At 67.5% G+C, this 17,573-nt stretch carries 17 protein-coding genes; 8 read left to right on the top strand and 9 right to left on the bottom strand.

Going from position 1 to position 17,573, the window contains the following annotated elements:
• The first annotated feature begins 108 nt into the window (after positions 1–108).
• Together E0H75_RS35315 and E0H75_RS35310 are read left to right on the top strand one after the other, a co-directional pair.
• Positions 109–645: a VOC family protein gene (locus E0H75_RS35315; RefSeq protein WP_131518063.1), complete on the top strand. Its 537-nt coding sequence runs from the start codon at positions 109–111 to the stop codon at positions 643–645.
• On the top strand, positions 638–1,465 hold the full coding sequence (locus E0H75_RS35310; protein WP_131518062.1) for a MerR family transcriptional regulator: 828 nt from the start codon (positions 638–640) through the stop codon (positions 1,463–1,465). The genes E0H75_RS35315 and E0H75_RS35310 overlap by 8 nt, the downstream gene beginning before the upstream one ends.
• Before the next feature lie 306 nt (positions 1,466–1,771).
• On the opposite strand, the gene E0H75_RS35305 is transcribed toward E0H75_RS35310, so the two are convergent.
• Complete coding sequence (locus E0H75_RS35305) at positions 1,772–2,395, bottom strand: LysE family transporter (protein ID WP_238163468.1); 624 nt, start codon at positions 2,393–2,395, stop codon at positions 1,772–1,774.
• Between the two features lie 493 nt (positions 2,396–2,888).
• Here E0H75_RS35305 and E0H75_RS35300 point away from each other — a divergent pair, with 493 nt between their 5' ends.
• On the top strand, positions 2,889–3,515 hold the full coding sequence (locus E0H75_RS35300) for a DUF6308 family protein (protein ID WP_131518060.1): 627 nt from the start codon (positions 2,889–2,891) through the stop codon (positions 3,513–3,515).
• A gap of 5 nt (positions 3,516–3,520) precedes the next feature.
• Here E0H75_RS35300 and E0H75_RS35295 read toward each other — a convergent pair whose 3' ends face one another.
• Both E0H75_RS35295 and E0H75_RS35290 read right to left on the bottom strand, forming a co-directional pair.
• Positions 3,521–5,038, bottom strand: coding sequence for an LLM class flavin-dependent oxidoreductase (locus E0H75_RS35295; RefSeq protein ID WP_131518059.1), 1,518 nt, complete (start codon positions 5,036–5,038; stop codon positions 3,521–3,523).
• Positions 5,039–5,131: 93 nt separating this feature from the next.
• Positions 5,132–8,164, bottom strand: a complete 3,033-nt coding sequence (locus tag E0H75_RS35290; protein ID WP_131518058.1) for an AfsR/SARP family transcriptional regulator — start codon at positions 8,162–8,164, stop codon at positions 5,132–5,134.
• A 98-nt stretch (positions 8,165–8,262) separates the two neighbouring features.
• Here E0H75_RS35290 and E0H75_RS35285 point away from each other — a divergent pair, with 98 nt between their 5' ends.
• From E0H75_RS35285 to E0H75_RS35270, 4 genes are all read left to right on the top strand, one after another.
• Entirely contained in the window at positions 8,263–8,826 is a 564-nt protein-coding gene (locus tag E0H75_RS35285) for an NADPH-dependent FMN reductase (RefSeq protein WP_131518057.1), read from the top strand.
• A 15-nt stretch (positions 8,827–8,841) separates the two neighbouring features.
• Entirely contained in the window at positions 8,842–9,381 is a 540-nt protein-coding gene (locus E0H75_RS35280; RefSeq protein WP_131518056.1) for a dihydrofolate reductase family protein, read from the top strand.
• 186 nt (positions 9,382–9,567) lie between these two features.
• Positions 9,568–10,152: a hypothetical protein gene (locus E0H75_RS35275; RefSeq protein WP_131518055.1), complete on the top strand. Its 585-nt coding sequence runs from the start codon at positions 9,568–9,570 to the stop codon at positions 10,150–10,152.
• Entirely contained in the window at positions 10,149–10,586 is a 438-nt protein-coding gene (locus E0H75_RS35270; RefSeq protein WP_202873329.1) for a hypothetical protein, read from the top strand. Before E0H75_RS35275 ends, E0H75_RS35270 begins: the two co-directional genes overlap by 4 nt.
• Before the next feature lie 56 nt (positions 10,587–10,642).
• On the opposite strand, the gene E0H75_RS35265 is transcribed toward E0H75_RS35270, so the two are convergent.
• The gene (locus tag E0H75_RS35265; RefSeq protein WP_131518054.1) at positions 10,643–12,007 is read right to left on the bottom strand and encodes an FAD-binding oxidoreductase; all 1,365 of its coding nucleotides are present in this window, start codon (positions 12,005–12,007) and stop codon (positions 10,643–10,645) included.
• Positions 12,008–12,292: 285 nt separating this feature from the next.
• Between E0H75_RS35265 and E0H75_RS35260 the strand changes: the two genes are divergently transcribed.
• A complete protein-coding gene (locus tag E0H75_RS35260; RefSeq protein ID WP_131518053.1) occupies positions 12,293–12,844 on the top strand; it encodes a dihydrofolate reductase family protein in 552 nt (183 codons plus the stop codon).
• Here the strand turns inward: E0H75_RS35260 and E0H75_RS35255 are convergent.
• Genes E0H75_RS35255 through E0H75_RS35235 form a run of 5 tightly spaced genes read right to left on the bottom strand, consistent with a single transcriptional unit; the run spans position 12,821 to position 17,570 of the window.
• Positions 12,821–13,507 (bottom strand): GntR family transcriptional regulator, encoded by a 687-nt coding sequence (locus E0H75_RS35255; RefSeq protein WP_131518052.1) that lies wholly within the window; start codon positions 13,505–13,507, stop codon positions 12,821–12,823. The genes E0H75_RS35260 and E0H75_RS35255 overlap by 24 nt on opposite strands.
• 49 nt (positions 13,508–13,556) lie before the next feature.
• A complete protein-coding gene (locus E0H75_RS35250) occupies positions 13,557–14,474 on the bottom strand; it encodes a D-2-hydroxyacid dehydrogenase (RefSeq protein WP_131518051.1) in 918 nt (305 codons plus the stop codon).
• Complete coding sequence (locus E0H75_RS35245) at positions 14,474–15,352, bottom strand: carbohydrate ABC transporter permease (protein WP_131518050.1); 879 nt, start codon at positions 15,350–15,352, stop codon at positions 14,474–14,476. The genes E0H75_RS35250 and E0H75_RS35245 overlap by 1 nt, the downstream gene beginning before the upstream one ends.
• On the bottom strand, positions 15,352–16,266 hold the full coding sequence (locus E0H75_RS35240; RefSeq protein WP_238163467.1) for a carbohydrate ABC transporter permease: 915 nt from the start codon (positions 16,264–16,266) through the stop codon (positions 15,352–15,354). The genes E0H75_RS35245 and E0H75_RS35240 overlap by 1 nt, the downstream gene beginning before the upstream one ends.
• Positions 16,263–17,570 (bottom strand): ABC transporter substrate-binding protein, encoded by a 1,308-nt coding sequence (locus tag E0H75_RS35235; protein ID WP_131518049.1) that lies wholly within the window; start codon positions 17,568–17,570, stop codon positions 16,263–16,265. Before E0H75_RS35235 ends, E0H75_RS35240 begins: the two co-directional genes overlap by 4 nt.
• Positions 17,571–17,573 lie beyond the last annotated feature (3 nt).

Genomic DNA, 17,573 nt, shown 5'->3' with positions numbered 1-17,573 from the left:
TGCCAACCAGGCCGAGTGGGCTGGCTAGAGGTCACGCCAGCCTCTAGAGCGCCCTGGGGGCGAGAGACGGCTTGACCCTCACGTAGCGTGAGGCTGGAGGGTGGGGGCATGAGTGACTACTACGACGCGTTCGAGCTGAGTCCCGTACCCGATGCCGGCCCGGATGCGGTCCCACCGGAGCCGTTCCGTGGCATCTATGCGATGCCTGCGTTCGTGACGATCCCCACGAGCGATCTGGCTGCGTCGACGGATTTCTGGGTTCGTGGGCTCGGGTTCATCGAGCTGTTCAGCATCCCTGGAAGCGTTGTGCATCTGCGGAGATGGGCGTTCCAGGACGTACTGCTCGTCCCGGCGGACACTGTGCCGGGGCAGGCGCCGGCGATGAGCGTCAGCTTCTCGTGCGTGCTCAGTCAGGTCGATTCCGTTGTCGAGGCCTGTCGGGCGTTGCGCCCGGACTCGGTCGATGGGCCACGGGATACGCCGTGGAACACCCGCGACATCACGGTGATCACGCCCGAGAACGCACGGGTCGTTTTCACTGCGGCGAAGCCCTTTGATCCGGCCAGTCAGGAGGCGCGCGACCTTGCAGCCGTCGGAATCACCCCACCTGGCACCGGTGGCCGCGACAATGAGGAGCATGCCTGATGCCACTGACGCCGACCTCAGCCGCGCCTCGGACGCGGCCGGCCTGACCGTCGGTGAGGTCTCGACTCGGCTGGGCGTGACGGTCCGCGCGCTGCACCACTGGGACGAGATCGGCCTGGCGCGACCGTCGCTGCGCACGGCCGGCGGATACCGGCTCTACACCACCGGTGATCTCGAACGCCTGCAGCGCATCGTCGTCTACCGTGAGCTCGGCCTCGGCCTGGACAGGACTCGCGCCATCTTGGACGACTCGACCACAGACGTGCCAGGCGCCTTGCGCACGCAGCGCTCCCAGATCGCTGAACGGATCGACCGCCTCCAACAGCTCAGCGCCGGACTGGATCGGATGATCGACGCCCACGAGCGCGGCCTGCTGCTGACCATCGAGCAGCAGGCCGCGATCCTTGGCCCGCAGTGGAACCCGGACTGGCCCGCCCAGGCCCGTCAGCGCTACGGAGACACGAAGCAGTGGCAGCAGTACGCCGAACGCTCAGCCTCCCGCAGTCCGGAGGAATGGCAGGCCATCGCCGAAGCCGTCGCCGACCTCGACCGCGCCCTCGCGGAGGCGATCGACGCCGGCGTCACGCCCGGCAGCCCTGAAGCCGACCAACTGGTCGAGCGCCACCGCGAGGTCTTCGCGTCGTACTTCCCGCTCACCAGGCAGATGCAGGTTTGCCTGGGCCGCATGTTCGAGTCCGACCCGGGCTACGCCGCCCACTACAACGCGATCCACCCCGGCCTGGCCACCTGGTTCCGCCAATCCATCGACGCCAACGCCCGCACCCACAACGTCAACCCCGACACCGCCAGCTGGCAGTAGACCGAGCCCCGGACCGCCGGCACTCACCAACCGCACGCACCCGGAGCACCGCACGCTCACGCATCCGCCGACTCCGACCAATCCCAGAGGTTGCTGAGTGGCGCAGGTCCGCGACGAACGCCAGGGCGGGGTCCGCGGCCCGTCGGCTCGCGGACTCGGGCATTCGGCGACCGCGAACGCGCCGGGCGTCGCACTCTCGGCCACCTGGCAATCCAGGTGGCCGAGTGCGGTGGCGACAGGTCCTTGGGGGCTGGAACAGGAAATGCCGTGTGCCAGCCCACCGGGTCCTGTTCCAGGTTTCGTGGGCTAGGCGACCAGGCGGATGGCCAGGACCGCGATGACGATGGTGGAGGCCAGGGCGGTCAGGAGGCGGCCGAGGTGGCCGGTGAGGGCTCGGCCCAGCAAGGCACCGCCGGTGGCGAGTAGGAGTTGCCAGGTGGCGGAGGCGATGAACGCGGCCAGGACGAAGATGACGCGCTCGACCACGGCTGGATCGGACGAACCGGATCCGCCGAGGACCAATGCGGCGAAGTAGATCACCGTCATCGGACTGAGCAGCGTCATCCCGAGCAGCCCGAAGTACGCCGTACGTCCGGCCACTGGCATCTCCTGGGTGATCCCGGTCAGCCGGTGCGCACGGTACCGGCGTACCGCCCTGATGGCTCCCAGTGCGGCGAGACCCAGCAGCACCACGAGAGAGACCCAGCGCAGCGGCATCACGATCGGCACGAGTAGCGGCGCCAACGCGGACCCGGCGGCCGCGGCGACCAACGCGTAGATGCCGTCAGCCGACGCGATCCCCGACGCAGCACACGCCCCGACCCGCAACGAACTCCGCGCGCTCAGCGCGACGAGATAGGTCCCCACGGGCCCGACCGGCATGGCGATCCCATACCCCGCCAACAGCCCGGCGACCAACGCCGCGGTCACGACTGACCGAAGCTGGATCCTTCCCAACGACCGGCCTGCTGCTGAACCCGAGTCGCCGATCCGGCTCCCAGGTTCAACAGCAACACACTCACAGTCGTCGTAGTCATGCGCCCATCATGAGGATCGCCGCCCCCACCCTCAATCCATTTACAACCCATTGCCCACCACAACAGTCCCCGCAGTCCACAGAATCCGTCACCTCGTGCAGACGTCCCCGGGCGGGCACCGCACCGGCCTCCTCGCCGCGGTCCTCCTCGGCAGCCATCTTCCGCATGGTCCCGCGAGCACGCGCAGTTGATGGTTTGCGACGGAGAGTCGATGGTGACCGGGACTCCGGCGAGCCGATGATTACCGGCTGTGGATCACGGGAAGTGACCCTGGCGTGTGGGTGAGCGCGGGGTCGCCTACGATCTGCGGAAACGGAGTGAGGATTCGTTCGGATGATGGTCCGCCCGCTGGCGGGTCTGCCACCAAGAGTGTGAGGGTGTGGCTCATGAACATCGGTACTCGGAAGATCGTCGTCGACGAGGCGATCGCCCAGCTACGGCTGTACGCCGAAACGAACGGCGCCGTACTGCGGTACTACGACGGTCTGCCGGGGATGACGCTGATCGGAGGCGCCGAGCCGAACCAGGTGACGCTGTCGGACCTGGCGCGCACGATGGTGATCGGCGCGGACCTGCGGGCGCAGGACATCCCGTGGCTGCTGGAGGTCGAGGCGGAGAAGGAGTTCGCCGCGATCCCGGTCGACGCGCGGCTCGAGGACGCCGCGCCGGGCAGTGACCTGTTCGAGGCGGCGATGGCGCTGGACGAGAAGTTCTCCGGCCACCGTGGCTTCGGCCAGGCGAAGAAGTCGAAGTTGCTGCACCTGAAGCGGCCGTTCCTGTACCCCGTCAGCGACAGCTTCATCCGGATGACGTACACGAACGCCGCCGCCGGCGCCGAGTTCCTGTCCGCCGTCCACCGTGACCTGGTCAACCCGGCCAACATCCGCGACTTCAAACTCCTCCAGGTCCGGCTGATCGCCGAGCCCGCCACGTCTGCCGCGCGGCTGCTCGGCGAAGCCCCGACCCTCCGCCTCCTCGACATCCTCGCCTCACTGCTCGGCGAGGCGAAGTAACGACCTCACATCACGCCGAGGCGAGCCAGCGGCTCGACCAACTCACGCTCCTCGTAGGACAGGTGTGAGAGCAGCGTGTCGTCCAGGAGGTCGACCGCCGCACGGAGACCGTCGAGGTCTCCGGAGCCGTCGACCAGAGCGACGAGCGCCTTGTCGACGCCCTCGAGAACGTCGTGGATGATGCGGTGCTCCTCCTGCAAGCGGTCCACGACCGGTGCGAGCCCGGGGTCGGCCCGACGTAGGTGTGGGAAGAGTGAAGCGTCCTCGATCGAGTGGTGCGTGGTGACGAGCCGGCAGTAGGACTCGCAGTACGTGCCGAGCGTCCAGTTGTTCTGCCGCATCGTCATCGTGTTGATGTGCGACCGCGCCTGCCCGACTCCCAGCGAACCGGCCGCGACCTGCTCGACCAGATCGCGGATCTGCTCCAACTCAGCCCGCAGATGATCGTGCACCTCGATCAGATGCTGACCGGACGAGAGCTGGTACGGCGTATAGGTCCGGGACGGATCCAGCGCCGGACCGGTCGGCCGCTCCGACTCATCCAGCAGTTGTACGGCGCTCCGTCGTACGGCGGGAGGTGGAGTCGGTACGACGGTGAACCCGTCGGACCGCACCGGAGCAGCAACAGTCTCGGCGCGCCGGCCGGTTGAGCGTGCAGATTCGACGGACTCGCGGACGCCCGCGGCCACCTCTGCGAAGCGGCGGATGTCATCGGGGTCGTCGGAGCCGAGGATGTACGTGCTCATCCCCTCGCCCAGCGTCAGGTCGGTGAGCTGGTCGATCCACACCTCCTCCGGCCCCTGCAGGAACCCGCCGTTCCCCTCGAACCGTCCGGACAGGTTGTAGAGACGCCGTACCGATGCGGGATCGCGGCCGGCGTCGACCGCGGCCTCGTCGATGATCTTGTTCATCGCGGCCAGTTCGTCGGGCCCGGCGTACGCACTGGTCGGAAGCCAGCCGTCGGCGAGCCGGCCGGTGACGGCGAGCATGCGCGGCTTGTAGGCACCCAGCCAGATTTCCACGTCGTGCGCGGGCTGCGGGCCGCGCTTGGCGCCGGCGACCGGGTAATGCTTGCCGGGCAGCCGGATGCCGCCGCCGGTCGGAGTCCACACCTCGCGCATGATCGCGATGGCCTCCTCCAGTGCGGCGATGCTCTGGCCGGTGGTCAGGCGCGGGCCGGCGTTGGCGGCCACGGCATCCAGGAAACCGCCGGCGCCGAGACCGAGTTCGACGCGGCCGCCGGTGATCAGGTCGAGCGTGGCGACGCTGCGGGCCAGGACGACCGGGTGGCGCAGCGGCAGGTTGGCGACGTTCGTCGTGACCTTCACGCGCTCGGTCTGCGCGGCCACGATGGACAACAGGGTCCACGCGTCCATCAGACGCGGTTGGTACGGGTGGTCCTGGAAGCTGACCAGATCGAGACCGACCTGCTCGGTCAGCTGGGCGAGCGCGATCACGCGCCCGGGATTGTCGACCGTCGGGGTCAGGAACGTGCCGAAGACCAGCTCGTGGCCGTAGTCCATGGTTCACCTTGCCTGTGGGGATGGTTCGTCGACAGCAAAACTACTTCGCTGGGCAAATAATCTCAACCACAGAACATCTGGTGGCCAACTGGATTAGAGGAGGCGGAACGCTTGCTGCGGCGTGAGGGTCTCGCCGGCGGCGTGCGCCTGCGCATAGGCGTCGGCATCCAGAGCGGAGCGGACGGCTTCGGTGGCTCGGTTCACGTCGGTGACGTCGGCGGTGGCGGCCAGGTGCGCCTCGGTGGCCCTGGCGGCGGAGGCCGCGCCGAGGAGCTTGGCGGCGACGACCCGGTCGGGGAGACAGGCGGCGATGCCTTCGAGCGCCCAGCACATGCTGCGGAGGGAGTCGTACTCCTCGGAGATCCGGAACGCCTCCATGTGCAACTCCAGCGCCTTGGCCGGATCCCCGCGGAGCTCCAGGACGAAGCCCAGTTCCTCGAGCACCATCGACAGGTAGAGCACAGGCTGGTCCTGACGGCGTGCCGCGTCGACCAACGCCCGGAGATGCCGCTCGGCCTCGTCCAGCGCCCCACTGCGGCGCGCGGCAAAGCCCAGCACGATCTCGGCCAGCGCCTGGGTCGAACGCTGCCCTTGCTCGGTCGCCAACCGCAGCGCGCGCTCGCCATGTGCACGGGCGGCGTCGTACTCCCCTTGCCGCACCGACGTCCACCCCAGACTGCCCAACGCCGAAGCCACTTCCGGCCAGAGCCCGAGTTCCTCGGCCATCCGCACGCCTTCGAGCTGCAGACGTTCCGCCTCCTCGAAGTCGCCGGCCAGCTCCGCCTGCGCACCAAGCCAGCCCAACGCCTGCAGCATCCCCCACCGATCCCCCAGCGACCGGAAGAGTCGGGCACTCTCCGCAGCATCCGCATGGAGCGCGGCCAGGTCGGACCGCACATGCGCGTGCTTCGCCCGAGACGCCAGTACGGCAGCCACACCCCACTGGTCACCATCTGCCTCGAAGCTCTTCAGCGACCGTTCCAGCAACGCCAGACAGGTCACCAGGTCGCCCACATCGCTGCCAGTGTGGGCGATCCACCACTGTCCACGCGCGTCAGCCGTCTCCACCCACCGATCTCGTGCGGCTACCGCCGCGTTGTCTCCCTGCAGATACAGGAACCCAACCCGCCACGCCTCGACCCGAGGAGAACCCGGCACCGCCTCCAGCGACCGCTGAGCCTCGGCCAACCGCCCACGCAGGAACCAGTACCAGGCCAGCGCATCAACCAACCGCTCACCGAGATCCAGCCGTCCTACAGCCACCGCCCGGTCCAGTGCGGTCCGCAGGTTCGGTGCGTCCTCGTCCAGCAGCTGCAACCACCGACTCTGCTCCCCGCCGTACAAGTGCGGACGGGCAGACTCAGCCAGCTCCACGTAGTAGTCCAGGTGCCGCTGCTGTACCGCCTCCAGCTCACCCTCGGCACGCAGCTTCTCCACGCAGTACGCCGCCACCGACTCCAGCAACCGGTACCGCGGACCCTCCACCCCATGCACCGGTACGACGAGCGACCGGTCCACGAGACGGATCAACACTTCCAGTACGTCGGCCTCCCCACACACCACCGCCGCAGCCTCCGCCGTACATCCATCAGCATGTACGGCGAGCTGCCGCAGGACGGCCTGCTCCTCCGGATCGAGCAGTTCCCAACTCCAGTCGATCATGGCGAGCAGCGTCTGCTGACGCGGCGCAGCACCGCGGTGTCCCGTCGCCAACAACCGGAACCGGTCGTCCAGCCGCGCCACCAACCCGCGAACCCCAAGCGCGCGGACCCGAGTCGCCGCGAGCTCCAGCGCCAGCGGGATGCCATCCAGCCGCCGGCACAGCACAGACACGTCGGCAACGGTCTCAGCGGACAGCGTGAAATCACGAGACGCTGCAGCGGCGCGAGTGACGAACAACTGCACCGCACTGCACTCACCCACCGCCTCGAACCCCAACGCGGGCGAAGGCACCTCCAACGGCGGCACAGTCCAGACCACCTCACCGGCCAGACCGAGTGGCTCACGGCTGGTCGCCAGCACTCGAAGGCCCGGCGCGGCCGCCAACAGGCGATCAGTCAGGTCGGCGACCTCAGCAACGACCTGCTCGCAGTTGTCCAGCACCAGAAGCCGCGTCCCCATCACAGCCGCCAGCCGCTCGACCACAGCGTCAGCCTGACCGGTGCTGTCCCGCAGATCCAAGGCGGCCTGTACGGCGTCCGTCAGTGCGTTCCGCACCGAGCGAGCAGCGGGCGTCACGGCCGCCAGCTCAACCAGTACGACGCCATCCGGGAACCGCTCAGCCACCGATGCAGCAGCCGCCAGGGCCAACCGCGTCTTGCCGACTCCCCCGGGCCCAGTCAGCGTCACCAGCCGTGAAGACTGCAGGCCCGAGTTCACCTCTGCCAACGCGTCCGAACGTCCGACCAGCTCGGTCAGTTGCGCCGGCAGGTTGGTCCGCGCATTCGGCAGGTCCTGCGTCAGGATCGACTGCTGCAGAGCAACCAATTCAGGACTCGGGTCCAGCCCCAGCTCGTCCAACAGCAGCTGCCGCAAGTGCTCGTAGCTCTCCAACGCCTCACTCTGGCGCCCGGCCCGATACAGCGCCCGCATGTGTGCGGCCCGCAAACCCTCACGCAGCGGATGCTCGGCGACCAGCACGGACAGCTCGCTCACCGGCACATCAGCACGCTCGAGCGCTGCCAACCGCTGCTCGGTCAGTCGCGCGACAGCCGTCTCCACGAACGCCTCGTCGGCAAAGTCGGCGTAAGCCGGACCACGCCACAGAGTCAGCGCCTCATCGAGTCGCCCGGCGTCGACCCGGTCCGCGAACGTCAGGGCGTCGTACGTCGAGCTGTCGACAGTGAGCGAGTAGCCGGCCGGGCCGGACTTGACCAGGACCCGGCTGCCGGGCTCCGCGTCCTCGAAGGCACGGCGGAGCTGCGACACCTTGGCGGACAGCGTGCCGGACGGGTTGCCGGGCAGGTCCGAGGCCCACAGGTCGTCGATCAGCCGGTCGGCCGGGACCGGTCGACCCTCGTGGACGAGCAGGTCGGCCAGCAGGGCGCGCACCTTCAGGCCCGGGATGGTGACGGGCTCCCCCGCGTCCGTCCAGGCGGTGACCGGTCCGAGCACCCCGAAGCGCATGGCCGCACCCTATCTTTCCGCCCCGGCCGGCGGTGACCGGAAAGAAACCGTAAACGCGATCCGGCAGAGTCTGAAGCACCGGAAAGGAGGGCAGGACAATGCGACTGGCAGTGATCATCGGCAGCACCCGCAACGGCCGGTTCGGACCGACCGTCGCACACTGGCTGGCCCGGCAGGCGGCCAAGCAGTTCGAGATCGACCTGGTCGACCTGGCCACCGCCGATCTGCCGGCGACACTGCCCGACACCGATGACGAGACGCCGGCTCAGGTCGCCGTACTCGCACCGAGGCTGGCCGCCGCGGATGCGTTCGCGGTGGTGACTCCGGAGATCAACTGCAGCTTCCCGGCACCGCTGAAGACCGCACTGGACTGGTACTACGAGGAGTGGCACGCCAAGCCGGTCGCGATCGTCAGCTACGGCCGGGAGTCCGGTGGCCGGTGCGCCACCGCGCAACTGCGGCAGGTCTTCACCGAGCTCCAGGCCGTCACCATCCGCAACACCGTTGCCCTGCCCTGCTACTGGGAACAGTTCACCGCCGACGGTGACTGGCCCCGGCCTACCGCCGGCTACGAAGCCGGCGCCAAGATCATGCTCGACCAGCTCGTCTGGTGGGCCGAAGCGCTCCGGGACGCGCGCTTGAAGCGTCCTTACCAACAGTAAGAAAGGGAAAGACCCATGAGGAAGCTGATCGAATCCACTTTCATGACCCTGAACGGCGCGATCGACAACCCGCAGAACTGGAGTACGCCGTACTGGGACGACGAGCACTCCGCCTACTCCGTGGCCCTGATGGACGGCGTCGACGCTCAAGTGCTCGGCCGCGCCACCTACGAGGCGTTCGCCGAGGCCTGGTCGCAGCGCAGCGGCGACCCGTACACCGACGCCTTCAACGCGATGCCGAAGTACGTCGCCAGCCGCACGCTGAAGGAGACGACCTGGAACGCCCAGCTGCTCGAGGGTGACGCCGCCGAGGCGGTCGCCCGGCTCAAGCAGACCGAGGGCGGGAACCTGATCAAGTTCGGCACCGGCTCCTTCTCGAAGACGCTGCTGGAGAACAAGCTGGTCGACGAGTACCACTTCTGGATCTTCCCGGTGGTGGCCGACGGCGAGACCATGTTCCAGGGTCAGGGTGTGGACGTCACCCACCTCGACCTGCTCGGCACCACCACGTTCAAGTCCGGCATCGTCGTGCACAAGCTGGCGCCGAAGGCCTGACCGCTGCACTCGCATCCAGCCGGCCCACCTGCGAACGGTGGCCGGCTGGATGCTTGTGTGCGCACTTCGTGGGTACCGGTCCGGTTTCGGGGATGTGAGGCGGCGCTGGGGACCGCCTGCCGCAGGTCCTCGCGATCGGTTTTGCCAGATCGCAGGTCCGCACACTCGAATCGGACTGGAGGTCTGATGGGTACCGTCCTGACAATCGTCGTGATCGTTGTTGTACTGCTCGCGGCGGCTGCGCTGTTCTTCGCCTACCAGCGCAAACGTTCCGGCCAACTGCGTGAGCGGTTCGGTCCGGAGTACGAGCGCAGTGTGGAGGAATCGGGCGACCGGCGCAGTGCCGAACGTGAACTGCGCGGACGCGAACGCCGGGTCTCGCGACTCGACATCACGCCGCTGAGCCACGAGTCCGCCGAGGCCTACCGGGTCGAGTGGGCACAGGTTCAGCAGAGCTTCGTCGATCAGCCGGCGGCCGCGGTCTCCGACGCGGATCAGCTGGTACTGCGGATGATGCGCGAGTCCGGCTACCCGGTCGACGAGTTCGACCAGCGCGTGAACGACGTCTCGGTGGAGCATCCGGAGGTCGCGGCGCACTACCGCGACGCACACCGGATCGCCGTCGCGCAGGAGCGCGGCGAGGCCGACACGGAACAGCTCCGTCAGGCCGTGACCGCCTACCGCTCGCTGGTCGAGGCCTTGCTGGCCGACAGCGACGACGTGACCGCACGCCGGCGCGTACAACCGACCGACGCCAAGGAGCAAGCATGACCATGCACGACGACCGCCGCACGAACGACCCGACCGACGACCGCCTGACGGGCGAGCCGACGGACGACCGTCGCGTGGACGGCATGACCGATGACGATCGCCTGATGACCGCCGACGACGCCCGTACGACGGCAAGCAGTGAGCCGGCCGTAGACGCGCCGGCGGCCGACGAGCCGTTGCTGGCCTCGGACGTGATGGTCGACTACCGGAGCCGGTGGGAGGTCATCCAGCAGGGCTTTGTCGACGATCCGCGCAACGCGGTGAGTGAGGCCGACAACCTCGTCGACGACGTGCTCAAGCGCCTGTCGGAATCCTTCGAACGCCAGCACCAGGGCCTGGAGAAGCAGTGGTCCGACGGTGAGCCGTCGACCGAGGACCTGCGCTCGGCGCTGCAGAAGTACCGCGCCTTCTTCCAGCGGCTGCTCACCCTCTGAGCGAACCGGGCCGGCGCCGTACGACGAACCGTCGTACGGCGCCGGCCGTTCGTTGCCTAGGGCACGATGTTCTGGTTCAGGTGGAACAGGTTGCCCGGGTCGTACTTGCGCTTGACCTCGACCAACCGGTCGTAGTTCTGCTTGTAGTTGTCGCGGATCCGGCCCTGGTCGTCGTCGGCCATGAAGTTGATGTAGCCGCCCGCCTCGGAGTGCGGTGCGATGTCGTCGTAGTACGACTTCACCCAGTCGATGTTGGCCTCGTTGTCCGCCGCGTCCGGCCACATCCCCGCGATCACCGTCGCGAAGTTGGCTTCCCGGTAGGCGAACGCGGTGCTGTCCGGAGTCACCCGGTGCACGGCGCCGTCGATCGGATAGAAGTGGACGGTCGAGTGCACCGACGGCAGGCTGGGCGCGTGCCGCAGATGCGCCTGGATCGCCTCGTCGGTCAGCTCGCGGACGAAGCTCGCCTTCCAGTAGTGCTGCAGACCCATCGGGTAGAGCGCATCGAAAGCGCTGTTGAGCGCCGGATACGGCATCGGCCCGACATGTTCGGCGACCACCGGCGCGAACTCCCGGAACCGCGAGATCTCCTCCTCGCCACGGCCCGGATCTCCGGCCCAGCACCCCACGATCAGCGCGAAGTGGTCGCCGTGCCGGTCCTCGGGGATGAACGGCAGCGGCGGGGCGATCTGGAATCCCGGGAACCCGCCGAGCTGCTCGGGTGCGTCCCCGATCATGTCGCGGAAGCCCGAGACGACCGCGGTCGCGTCGGACATCTCGAAGAACATCGGGCCGCCGTAGACCGTCGTCACCGGTGCCAGCCGGTACTCGAACGCGGTGACCACACCGAAGTTCCCGCCACCACCGCGCAGCGCCCAGAAGAGATCCTCGTGGTCCTTCTCGCTGGCGACCACGAACTGCCCGTCCGCCGTCACCACGTCGGCCGAGATCAGGTTGTCGCAGGACAGCCCGAGTCCGCGGGCGAGGTAACCGATGCCACCGCCGAGGGTCAATCCGCCGATACCGGTTGTGGACACGACGCCGCCGGTGACCGCGAGCCCGAACGCGTGCGTCGCCGCGTTCAGATCGCCCCACGTGGCGCCGCCGCCGGCCCGCGCCGTCCGGGTCGCCGGATCCACCCGCACCCCGCGCATGCCGCTGAGGTCGATGACCACACCGTCGTCCACGGTGCCGAAGCCGGGGACGCTGTGCCCGCCGCCGCGGATCGCAAGGTCGAGCTCGTTCGTCCGCGCGAAGTCGATCGCGGCCATCACGTCGCCGGCGTTCTCACACCGCACGATGGCCCGCGGACGCTTGTCGTGCATGCCGTTGCGCACCTGGCGTGCCTCGTCGTACCCCTCATCACCTTCGGTGAAGATCTGACCTCTGGTGCGTTCCCTCAAGTTGTCGATCGTGCCCATCTCGGCTCCCCGGCCCGTCGCTGTGTCGCGGAGCGGCGCGCGTGAACTGCACAGCGCCGCACAGACCGGTCGTCACCGTCGAGCGTTGCGCGAAACCTCACCCCAGAGAGCGTCTGAACCCCCGACGGGCCGCCGGCCCTCCCCCAGACCCGCCCGTTCGACCCGAGCCTGCCTGCCCTGAACCCTTTCGTCAATGGCACGGAACTTCCGGGCTCCCGGGCGATGTCAAAGCCCCTGGGACGGGACCGACCAGGGTGTACAACAACAATCACCCTGGAGGACATCATGCGGAAGATCATGTACTACGTGCACCAGTCGCTGGACGGGTTCATCGAGGGGCCGAACGGCGAGTTCGACTGGGCCGAGCTCGGTCCGGAGCTGGGCGAGTACTCGATGGGCCTGACAGACCGGTCCGACACCTTCCTGTACGGACGGAAGGTCTGGGAGCTGATGTCGTCGTACTGGCCGAACGCCGAGTCGATGAACCCGGACGAGCACGCGGTCGCGTTCGCGCCGGTCTGGCGTACGACGCCGAAGGTCGTACTGTCGACCACGCTGGAGAGCGCGGACTGGGACACCCGGATCGTCCGGACCGCCGAGGAGATCAGGGCGATCAAGGACGCGCCGGGCAAGGACATCCTGATCACCGGTAGCTCGAGTGTCGCCGCCGCGCTGACCGAGCTCGGGCTGGTCGACGAGTACCACGTGATCGTGCACCCGGTGATCCTCGGCGGCGGCAAGCCCGTCTACCAGCCGACCGGCCGCCGCACCCTGCGCCTGGCCGAGACCCGCGCGTTCGACGGCCGCACCGTCCTACTGCGCCACGACCTCGTCTGACGCCTGCTGCAGCGTGGTGAGCAGCCGGCCTTGGGCCTGCTCGAGGTGGTAGGCGAGATGGTCGGCGGCAGCGTCGGGGTTGCCGTCCTCGATCGCCTTGAGGATGGCGGCGTGTTCCTCGGCCACGGTGGTCGGCGCGGCCTTCCGGTGGGCCTGGTACTGGCCCATCGTCAGGTGCACCTCGCCGATGATCAGCTCGTGCATCCGGGACAACCGCCGGCTCCCGACCGCGGCGACCAACGCGGTGTGGAACGCGATGTCCGCCTCGACCTGGTTCTCGAAGAGGCGGTCGCGAGCGGCGTACTCGATCGCCACCTGCGCGCGGGCCGCATCGACCGGCACCTCACCGGTCGCGGCCAGCGCGGACACCGCCGCCTTCTCGATCGTCATCCGGCTGAAGAACAGGTCCCGGATCTCGGCCTGGTCGAGCACCGGAACGACCGCCGTCTTGTGCGCGGTACGCCGGAGCAGGCCGAGTGCGGTGAGTCGCTCCAGCGCCGCCTTCGCGGTCGGCCGGGCCACGTTGTACTCGGTGGCCAGCCGGACCTCGGTGAGCTTCTCGCCCTGCGGGATCTCACCGTTCACGATCCGTTTGCGAACCGACTCGTACAGCGCATCGGTCAGCGAGGACGGCCCGAGCTCCAGGCGCGCTTCGGTACTCACTGCACCCCCTGTGGAATCCAACTGGTCAGGCAAGTGTACGGGCGTGGCACTAATATCCGGCGGACTTGTCGACGATGTTGTGCAGCGGTTCACCGGCGACGAAACGCCGCAGATTCTCGGCCACGATCTCCTGGCTTCGGCGCCTCGTACCGGTGCTGGTGGCTCCGTTGTGTGGCGTCACGATGACGTTGGGCAACGACCAGAACGGGCTCTCCGGCGGCAACGGTTCCACGCCGTGCGCGTCCAGCCCGGCCCCCGCGATCTGCCCGGTCTGCAACGCCTCCAGCAACGCGTCGTCGTCCGCGATCCCGCCGCGGGAGATGCAGATGAAGTACGCCGACGACTTCATCCGCGCGAACGCGTCCCGGTCGAACACTCCAGCCGTCGATGGCGTTCGTGGTGCGGTGACCACGACGAAGTCCGATTCGGCCAGCAACTGATCCAGTGAGCACAACTCGTCGACGTACGGCGATGGTTGCTCCGGGCGACGACGTACGCCGAGAACCCGCATGTGGAACGCCTTCGCCTTCTGCGCGAGATCGATGCCGGAGTTGCCGAGACCGTAGATGCCGACCGTCTGGCCGGACAGCTCGCTGTGCAGGAAGTGGTCCCAGCGGTGCTCGCCCTGCGCCCGCATCCAGCGCGGCACGTCACGGTCCAGCATGAGCATCAGCAGCAGCGAATGCTCGGCCAGCGAGATGCCGCCGTTGCCCGCACTCGACGTCAGCACCACCGGTGACGCCAGCATCTCCGGCGTCAGGTCGGCGTCGACACCGGCAGACGGACTGTGCACCCACCGCAGCTTCGGCGCCTTCGCCAGCACAGGCGGCGGCACCCGGCCGATCACGGCCTCCATCTCGCCGAACAGGTCCGACGCATCGTCGAGGGAGTCGACGAACCGCAGCTCGGCGCCGGCGGCCGCCTCGACGTACACCGGCGACTCTTTGCCCACCACAACGATCCTCATCACTTCAGCCCCGTCGTCGCGATCCCGCGGATCAGGTACTTCTGCGCGACCGCGAAGAAGATCAGGATCGGAACCAGCGACAGCAACGACATCGCGAACAGCATGCCCACCCCACTCTGGGTCTCGGAATCGACCATGGAGTTCAGCGCCACCGGCACGGTGAACACCTTCGTCCTGGTCAGGTAGATCAACGGTACGAAGAAATCGTTCCACGTCCAGATGAACGTGAAGATCGTGGTGGTCACCAACGCCGGCCGCATCAACGGCAGGACGACGTACCAGAAGGTCAGGAACGGGCCGGCGCCGTCGATCCAGGCGGCCCGGTCGAGCTCGCGCGGCAGGGTCCGGATGAACTGCACCATCAAGAAGACGAAGAACGCGTCGGTGGCCAGGAACTTCGGGATCAGCAGTGGCCAGTACGTGTTCACCAGGTCGAGCTGGGAGAAGAAGATGTACTGCGGGATCACCAGCACGTGGAACGGCAGCATCACCGAGGCCAGCGTGATCGCGAAGTACACCTTCCGCATCCGGAACTGCAGCCGAGCCAGTGCGTACGCCGTCAACGAGCACGAGAACAGATTGCCGGCAATCGACCCAAGGGTGACGATCAGCGAGTTGACGAAGAACACCGAGAACGGCCGGTTCAGCGCGTGCCAGCCTTCCTTGAAGTTCTCGAACGTCAGGTCGGACGGGATGATGCCCGGCTCGGTCAGGATCTGCTCGGGCGGTTTGAACGCGCTCACCACCATCCACACCAGCGGATAGATCATGAACGCCACGAAGACCAGCAGCCCGGTGTGCTTCAGGACGGACCGGAACCGGCCTTGCCGGACCGGCGCCGGGCTGCTGATCACTTCACCTGCGGTCAGAGTCGCCATCAGCTGTCTCCGTAGAAGACCCAGTACTTCGAGACCAGGAAATGCAATGCGGTGACCACAGCGATCGCCACCATCAGCACCCAGGCGAGCGCGGACGCGTAGCCCATGTCGAAGGCAACGAAGCCCTGCTGGTACACGTACAGCGTGTAGAACAGCGTCGAGTTGGCCGGGCCGCCGGTGCCGCCGCTGATGATGTGCGCCTGGGTGAAGGTCTGGAACGCACCGATCGTCTGCAGGATCAGGTTGAAGAAGATGATCGGTGTGAGCAGCGGCACCGTCACGTGGGTGAACTGCCGCCACACCCCGGCACCGTCGACCTTCGCCGCCTCGTACAGCTCGTCCGGAATCTGCCGCAGGCCGGCCAGGAAGATCACCATCGGAGAACCGAACGTCCAGACGTTCAGCACGATCAACGTGGCCAGGGCGGTCTTCGGATTCTGCAGCCAGCTCTCGCCGTGGATCCCGATCAACGCCAGACCCTTGTTGATCAGTCCGTCGTCGCCGAAGATCTCCCGCCACAGGATCGCGATCGCGACGCTCGAGCCCAGCAACGAGGGCAGGTAGAACGCGCTGCGGTAGAACGCGAGTCCACTCAGCCCACGGTCGAGGATCAGTGCCAGCAGCAACGCGAAGCCGAGTTGCAGCGGCACCGACACCACGACGTAGATCAGGGTCACCTTCACCGAGGCCCAGAACTGGTCGTCGTGGATCATCCTCTGGAAGTTCTCCAGCCCGGTCCACTCCGGCGGGTTGAGGATGTCGTAGTTCGTGAACGCCAGGTAGAGCGACGCGAACAACGGCACCGCGGTGATCAGCAGGAAGCCCAGCTGCCAGGGAATCAGGAAGACATGCGCCGCCCTCCCCTGGCGATTGAGGTGGCTGTGCACCTTTGCATTGGCTGACCGCGACCTCATGCGGCCCGCTTGATCCCGGCGTTCACGTCATCGAGCAACTTCTTCGCGCCGTCCGGGACACTGGTCTTGCCGAGCGCGATCTCCTCGCAGATCCGCGTCATCGTCGTCCGCCAGGTGCTCGATCCGGGCGGTGCCTCGTAGCGCGGCTTGCGCTCGGCGGCCCGCTCCTTCTCGACGACCGCGAGCATCTCCTTCTCGTCCGGGCTGGCGAACGCCTTCGCCTGCTCGGCCACCTTCGGGTTCGTCGGCGCGCCCATGGTCAGCCGGACCGTCTTCAGCATCTCGGGGTTGTTCGCGTTGTAGTCGAGCACCTTGCCCGCCGCCTCGAGGTTGGCGTCGTCGATCCGCTGGTAGATCGCCATCCGCGGGAAGTACAGGTACTTGTGGCCGGCCGCCGCGGTCGGCGCGATCGGCGCCGCGCGCAGCCGGAACTTCTCCTTCGGGAACATCTTCGCGTCGTCGATGATGTGGTTGGAGTTGCCGAAGTTCACCAGGACCTTCTTCCCCACCTGTGCCCAGTCCGGGCCCATCCCCTCCTGCTCGCTGAGCGACAGCGCGCCGCCGGCCTTGCGCAGCTTCTCCCACCAGTCGAGCCAGCTCGCCAGTCCGTCAACGGTGAACCCCGCCCGACCGTCCTCGGTCCACAGCTGCTCGCCTCGCTGCCGCAGCCACGCCTCGAAGGTCAGGTCGTGGTCCGGTGCGTACGGCGTACCCTTCCGCTGGCCGGAGTTGTTCTTGCTGTAGGCAATGAGCAGCTCGGCCAGGCTGTCCCAGGTCCAGCCCGGTCCCTCGGCCGGGATCGTGACACCGTCGGCCTTGGTGACGGTCTCGTTGTAGCGGATCACCGGCGTGAAGATTGCGAACGGCAACGTGTTCAGCTCGCCGGCCAGCTTGAACGTCTCCTGGTCTTCCTTGCTGTAGTCACCCCAGTTCAGCGTCGGGATGTCGTCCAGCTTCCGGTACAGCTTGCTCTTGTGGTACGTCATCACCTGCGGCGACGCGATCCAGAAGATGTCCGGTACGTCGCGCGCCGCGATCTGGGTCGTCATCCGTTCCTGGAACGCGGTGTACTCCGCGAACTCCGGCTCGATCGCGATCGACGGGTTTGCCGTACTGAACTGCTTCAGCGCCTTGGTGTAGTTCTGCTGCCGGATGTTGTTGCCCCACCACGCATAGCGCAGTGTCACGTTCCCGCCGTCACCCGACGGCCCACCACTGCCACCACTGCACCCGGCCGCGGTGGCCACAGTGGCCGCCGAGAGTCCTGTGGCCAGTGACAGCTTGAGAAATCCTCGACGATCCATCTC

Source organism: Kribbella capetownensis (genome assembly GCF_004331485.1).
Lineage (GTDB): Bacteria > Actinomycetota > Actinomycetes > Propionibacteriales > Kribbellaceae > Kribbella > Kribbella capetownensis.
Note: the sequence above shows the minus strand (reverse complement) of the source record. Positions and strands in the feature narration are given on the sequence as shown.

Excerpts from the sequence above, each read along its gene's own strand:
- E0H75_RS35315 (WP_131518063.1), top strand. The coding sequence starts at position 109 with ATGAGTGACTACTACGACGCGTTCGAGCTGAGTCCCGTACCCGATGCC.
- E0H75_RS35310 (WP_131518062.1), top strand. The coding sequence starts at position 638 with ATGCCTGATGCCACTGACGCCGACCTCAGCCGCGCCTCGGACGCGGCC.
- E0H75_RS35300 (WP_131518060.1), top strand. The coding sequence starts at position 2,889 with ATGAACATCGGTACTCGGAAGATCGTCGTCGACGAGGCGATCGCCCAG.
- E0H75_RS35295 (WP_131518059.1), bottom strand. The coding sequence starts at position 5,038 with ATGGACTACGGCCACGAGCTGGTCTTCGGCACGTTCCTGACCCCGACG.
- E0H75_RS35290 (WP_131518058.1), bottom strand. The coding sequence starts at position 8,164 with ATGCGCTTCGGGGTGCTCGGACCGGTCACCGCCTGGACGGACGCGGGG.
- E0H75_RS35285 (WP_131518057.1), top strand. The coding sequence starts at position 8,263 with ATGCGACTGGCAGTGATCATCGGCAGCACCCGCAACGGCCGGTTCGGA.
- E0H75_RS35280 (WP_131518056.1), top strand. The coding sequence starts at position 8,842 with ATGAGGAAGCTGATCGAATCCACTTTCATGACCCTGAACGGCGCGATC.
- E0H75_RS35275 (WP_131518055.1), top strand. The coding sequence starts at position 9,568 with ATGGGTACCGTCCTGACAATCGTCGTGATCGTTGTTGTACTGCTCGCG.
- E0H75_RS35270 (WP_202873329.1), top strand. The coding sequence starts at position 10,149 with ATGACCATGCACGACGACCGCCGCACGAACGACCCGACCGACGACCGC.
- E0H75_RS35265 (WP_131518054.1), bottom strand. The coding sequence starts at position 12,007 with ATGGGCACGATCGACAACTTGAGGGAACGCACCAGAGGTCAGATCTTC.
- E0H75_RS35260 (WP_131518053.1), top strand. The coding sequence starts at position 12,293 with ATGCGGAAGATCATGTACTACGTGCACCAGTCGCTGGACGGGTTCATC.
- E0H75_RS35250 (WP_131518051.1), bottom strand. The coding sequence starts at position 14,474 with ATGAGGATCGTTGTGGTGGGCAAAGAGTCGCCGGTGTACGTCGAGGCG.
- E0H75_RS35245 (WP_131518050.1), bottom strand. The coding sequence starts at position 15,352 with ATGGCGACTCTGACCGCAGGTGAAGTGATCAGCAGCCCGGCGCCGGTC.
- E0H75_RS35240 (WP_238163467.1), bottom strand. The coding sequence starts at position 16,266 with ATGAGGTCGCGGTCAGCCAATGCAAAGGTGCACAGCCACCTCAATCGC.
- E0H75_RS35235 (WP_131518049.1), bottom strand. The coding sequence starts at position 17,570 with ATGGATCGTCGAGGATTTCTCAAGCTGTCACTGGCCACAGGACTCTCG.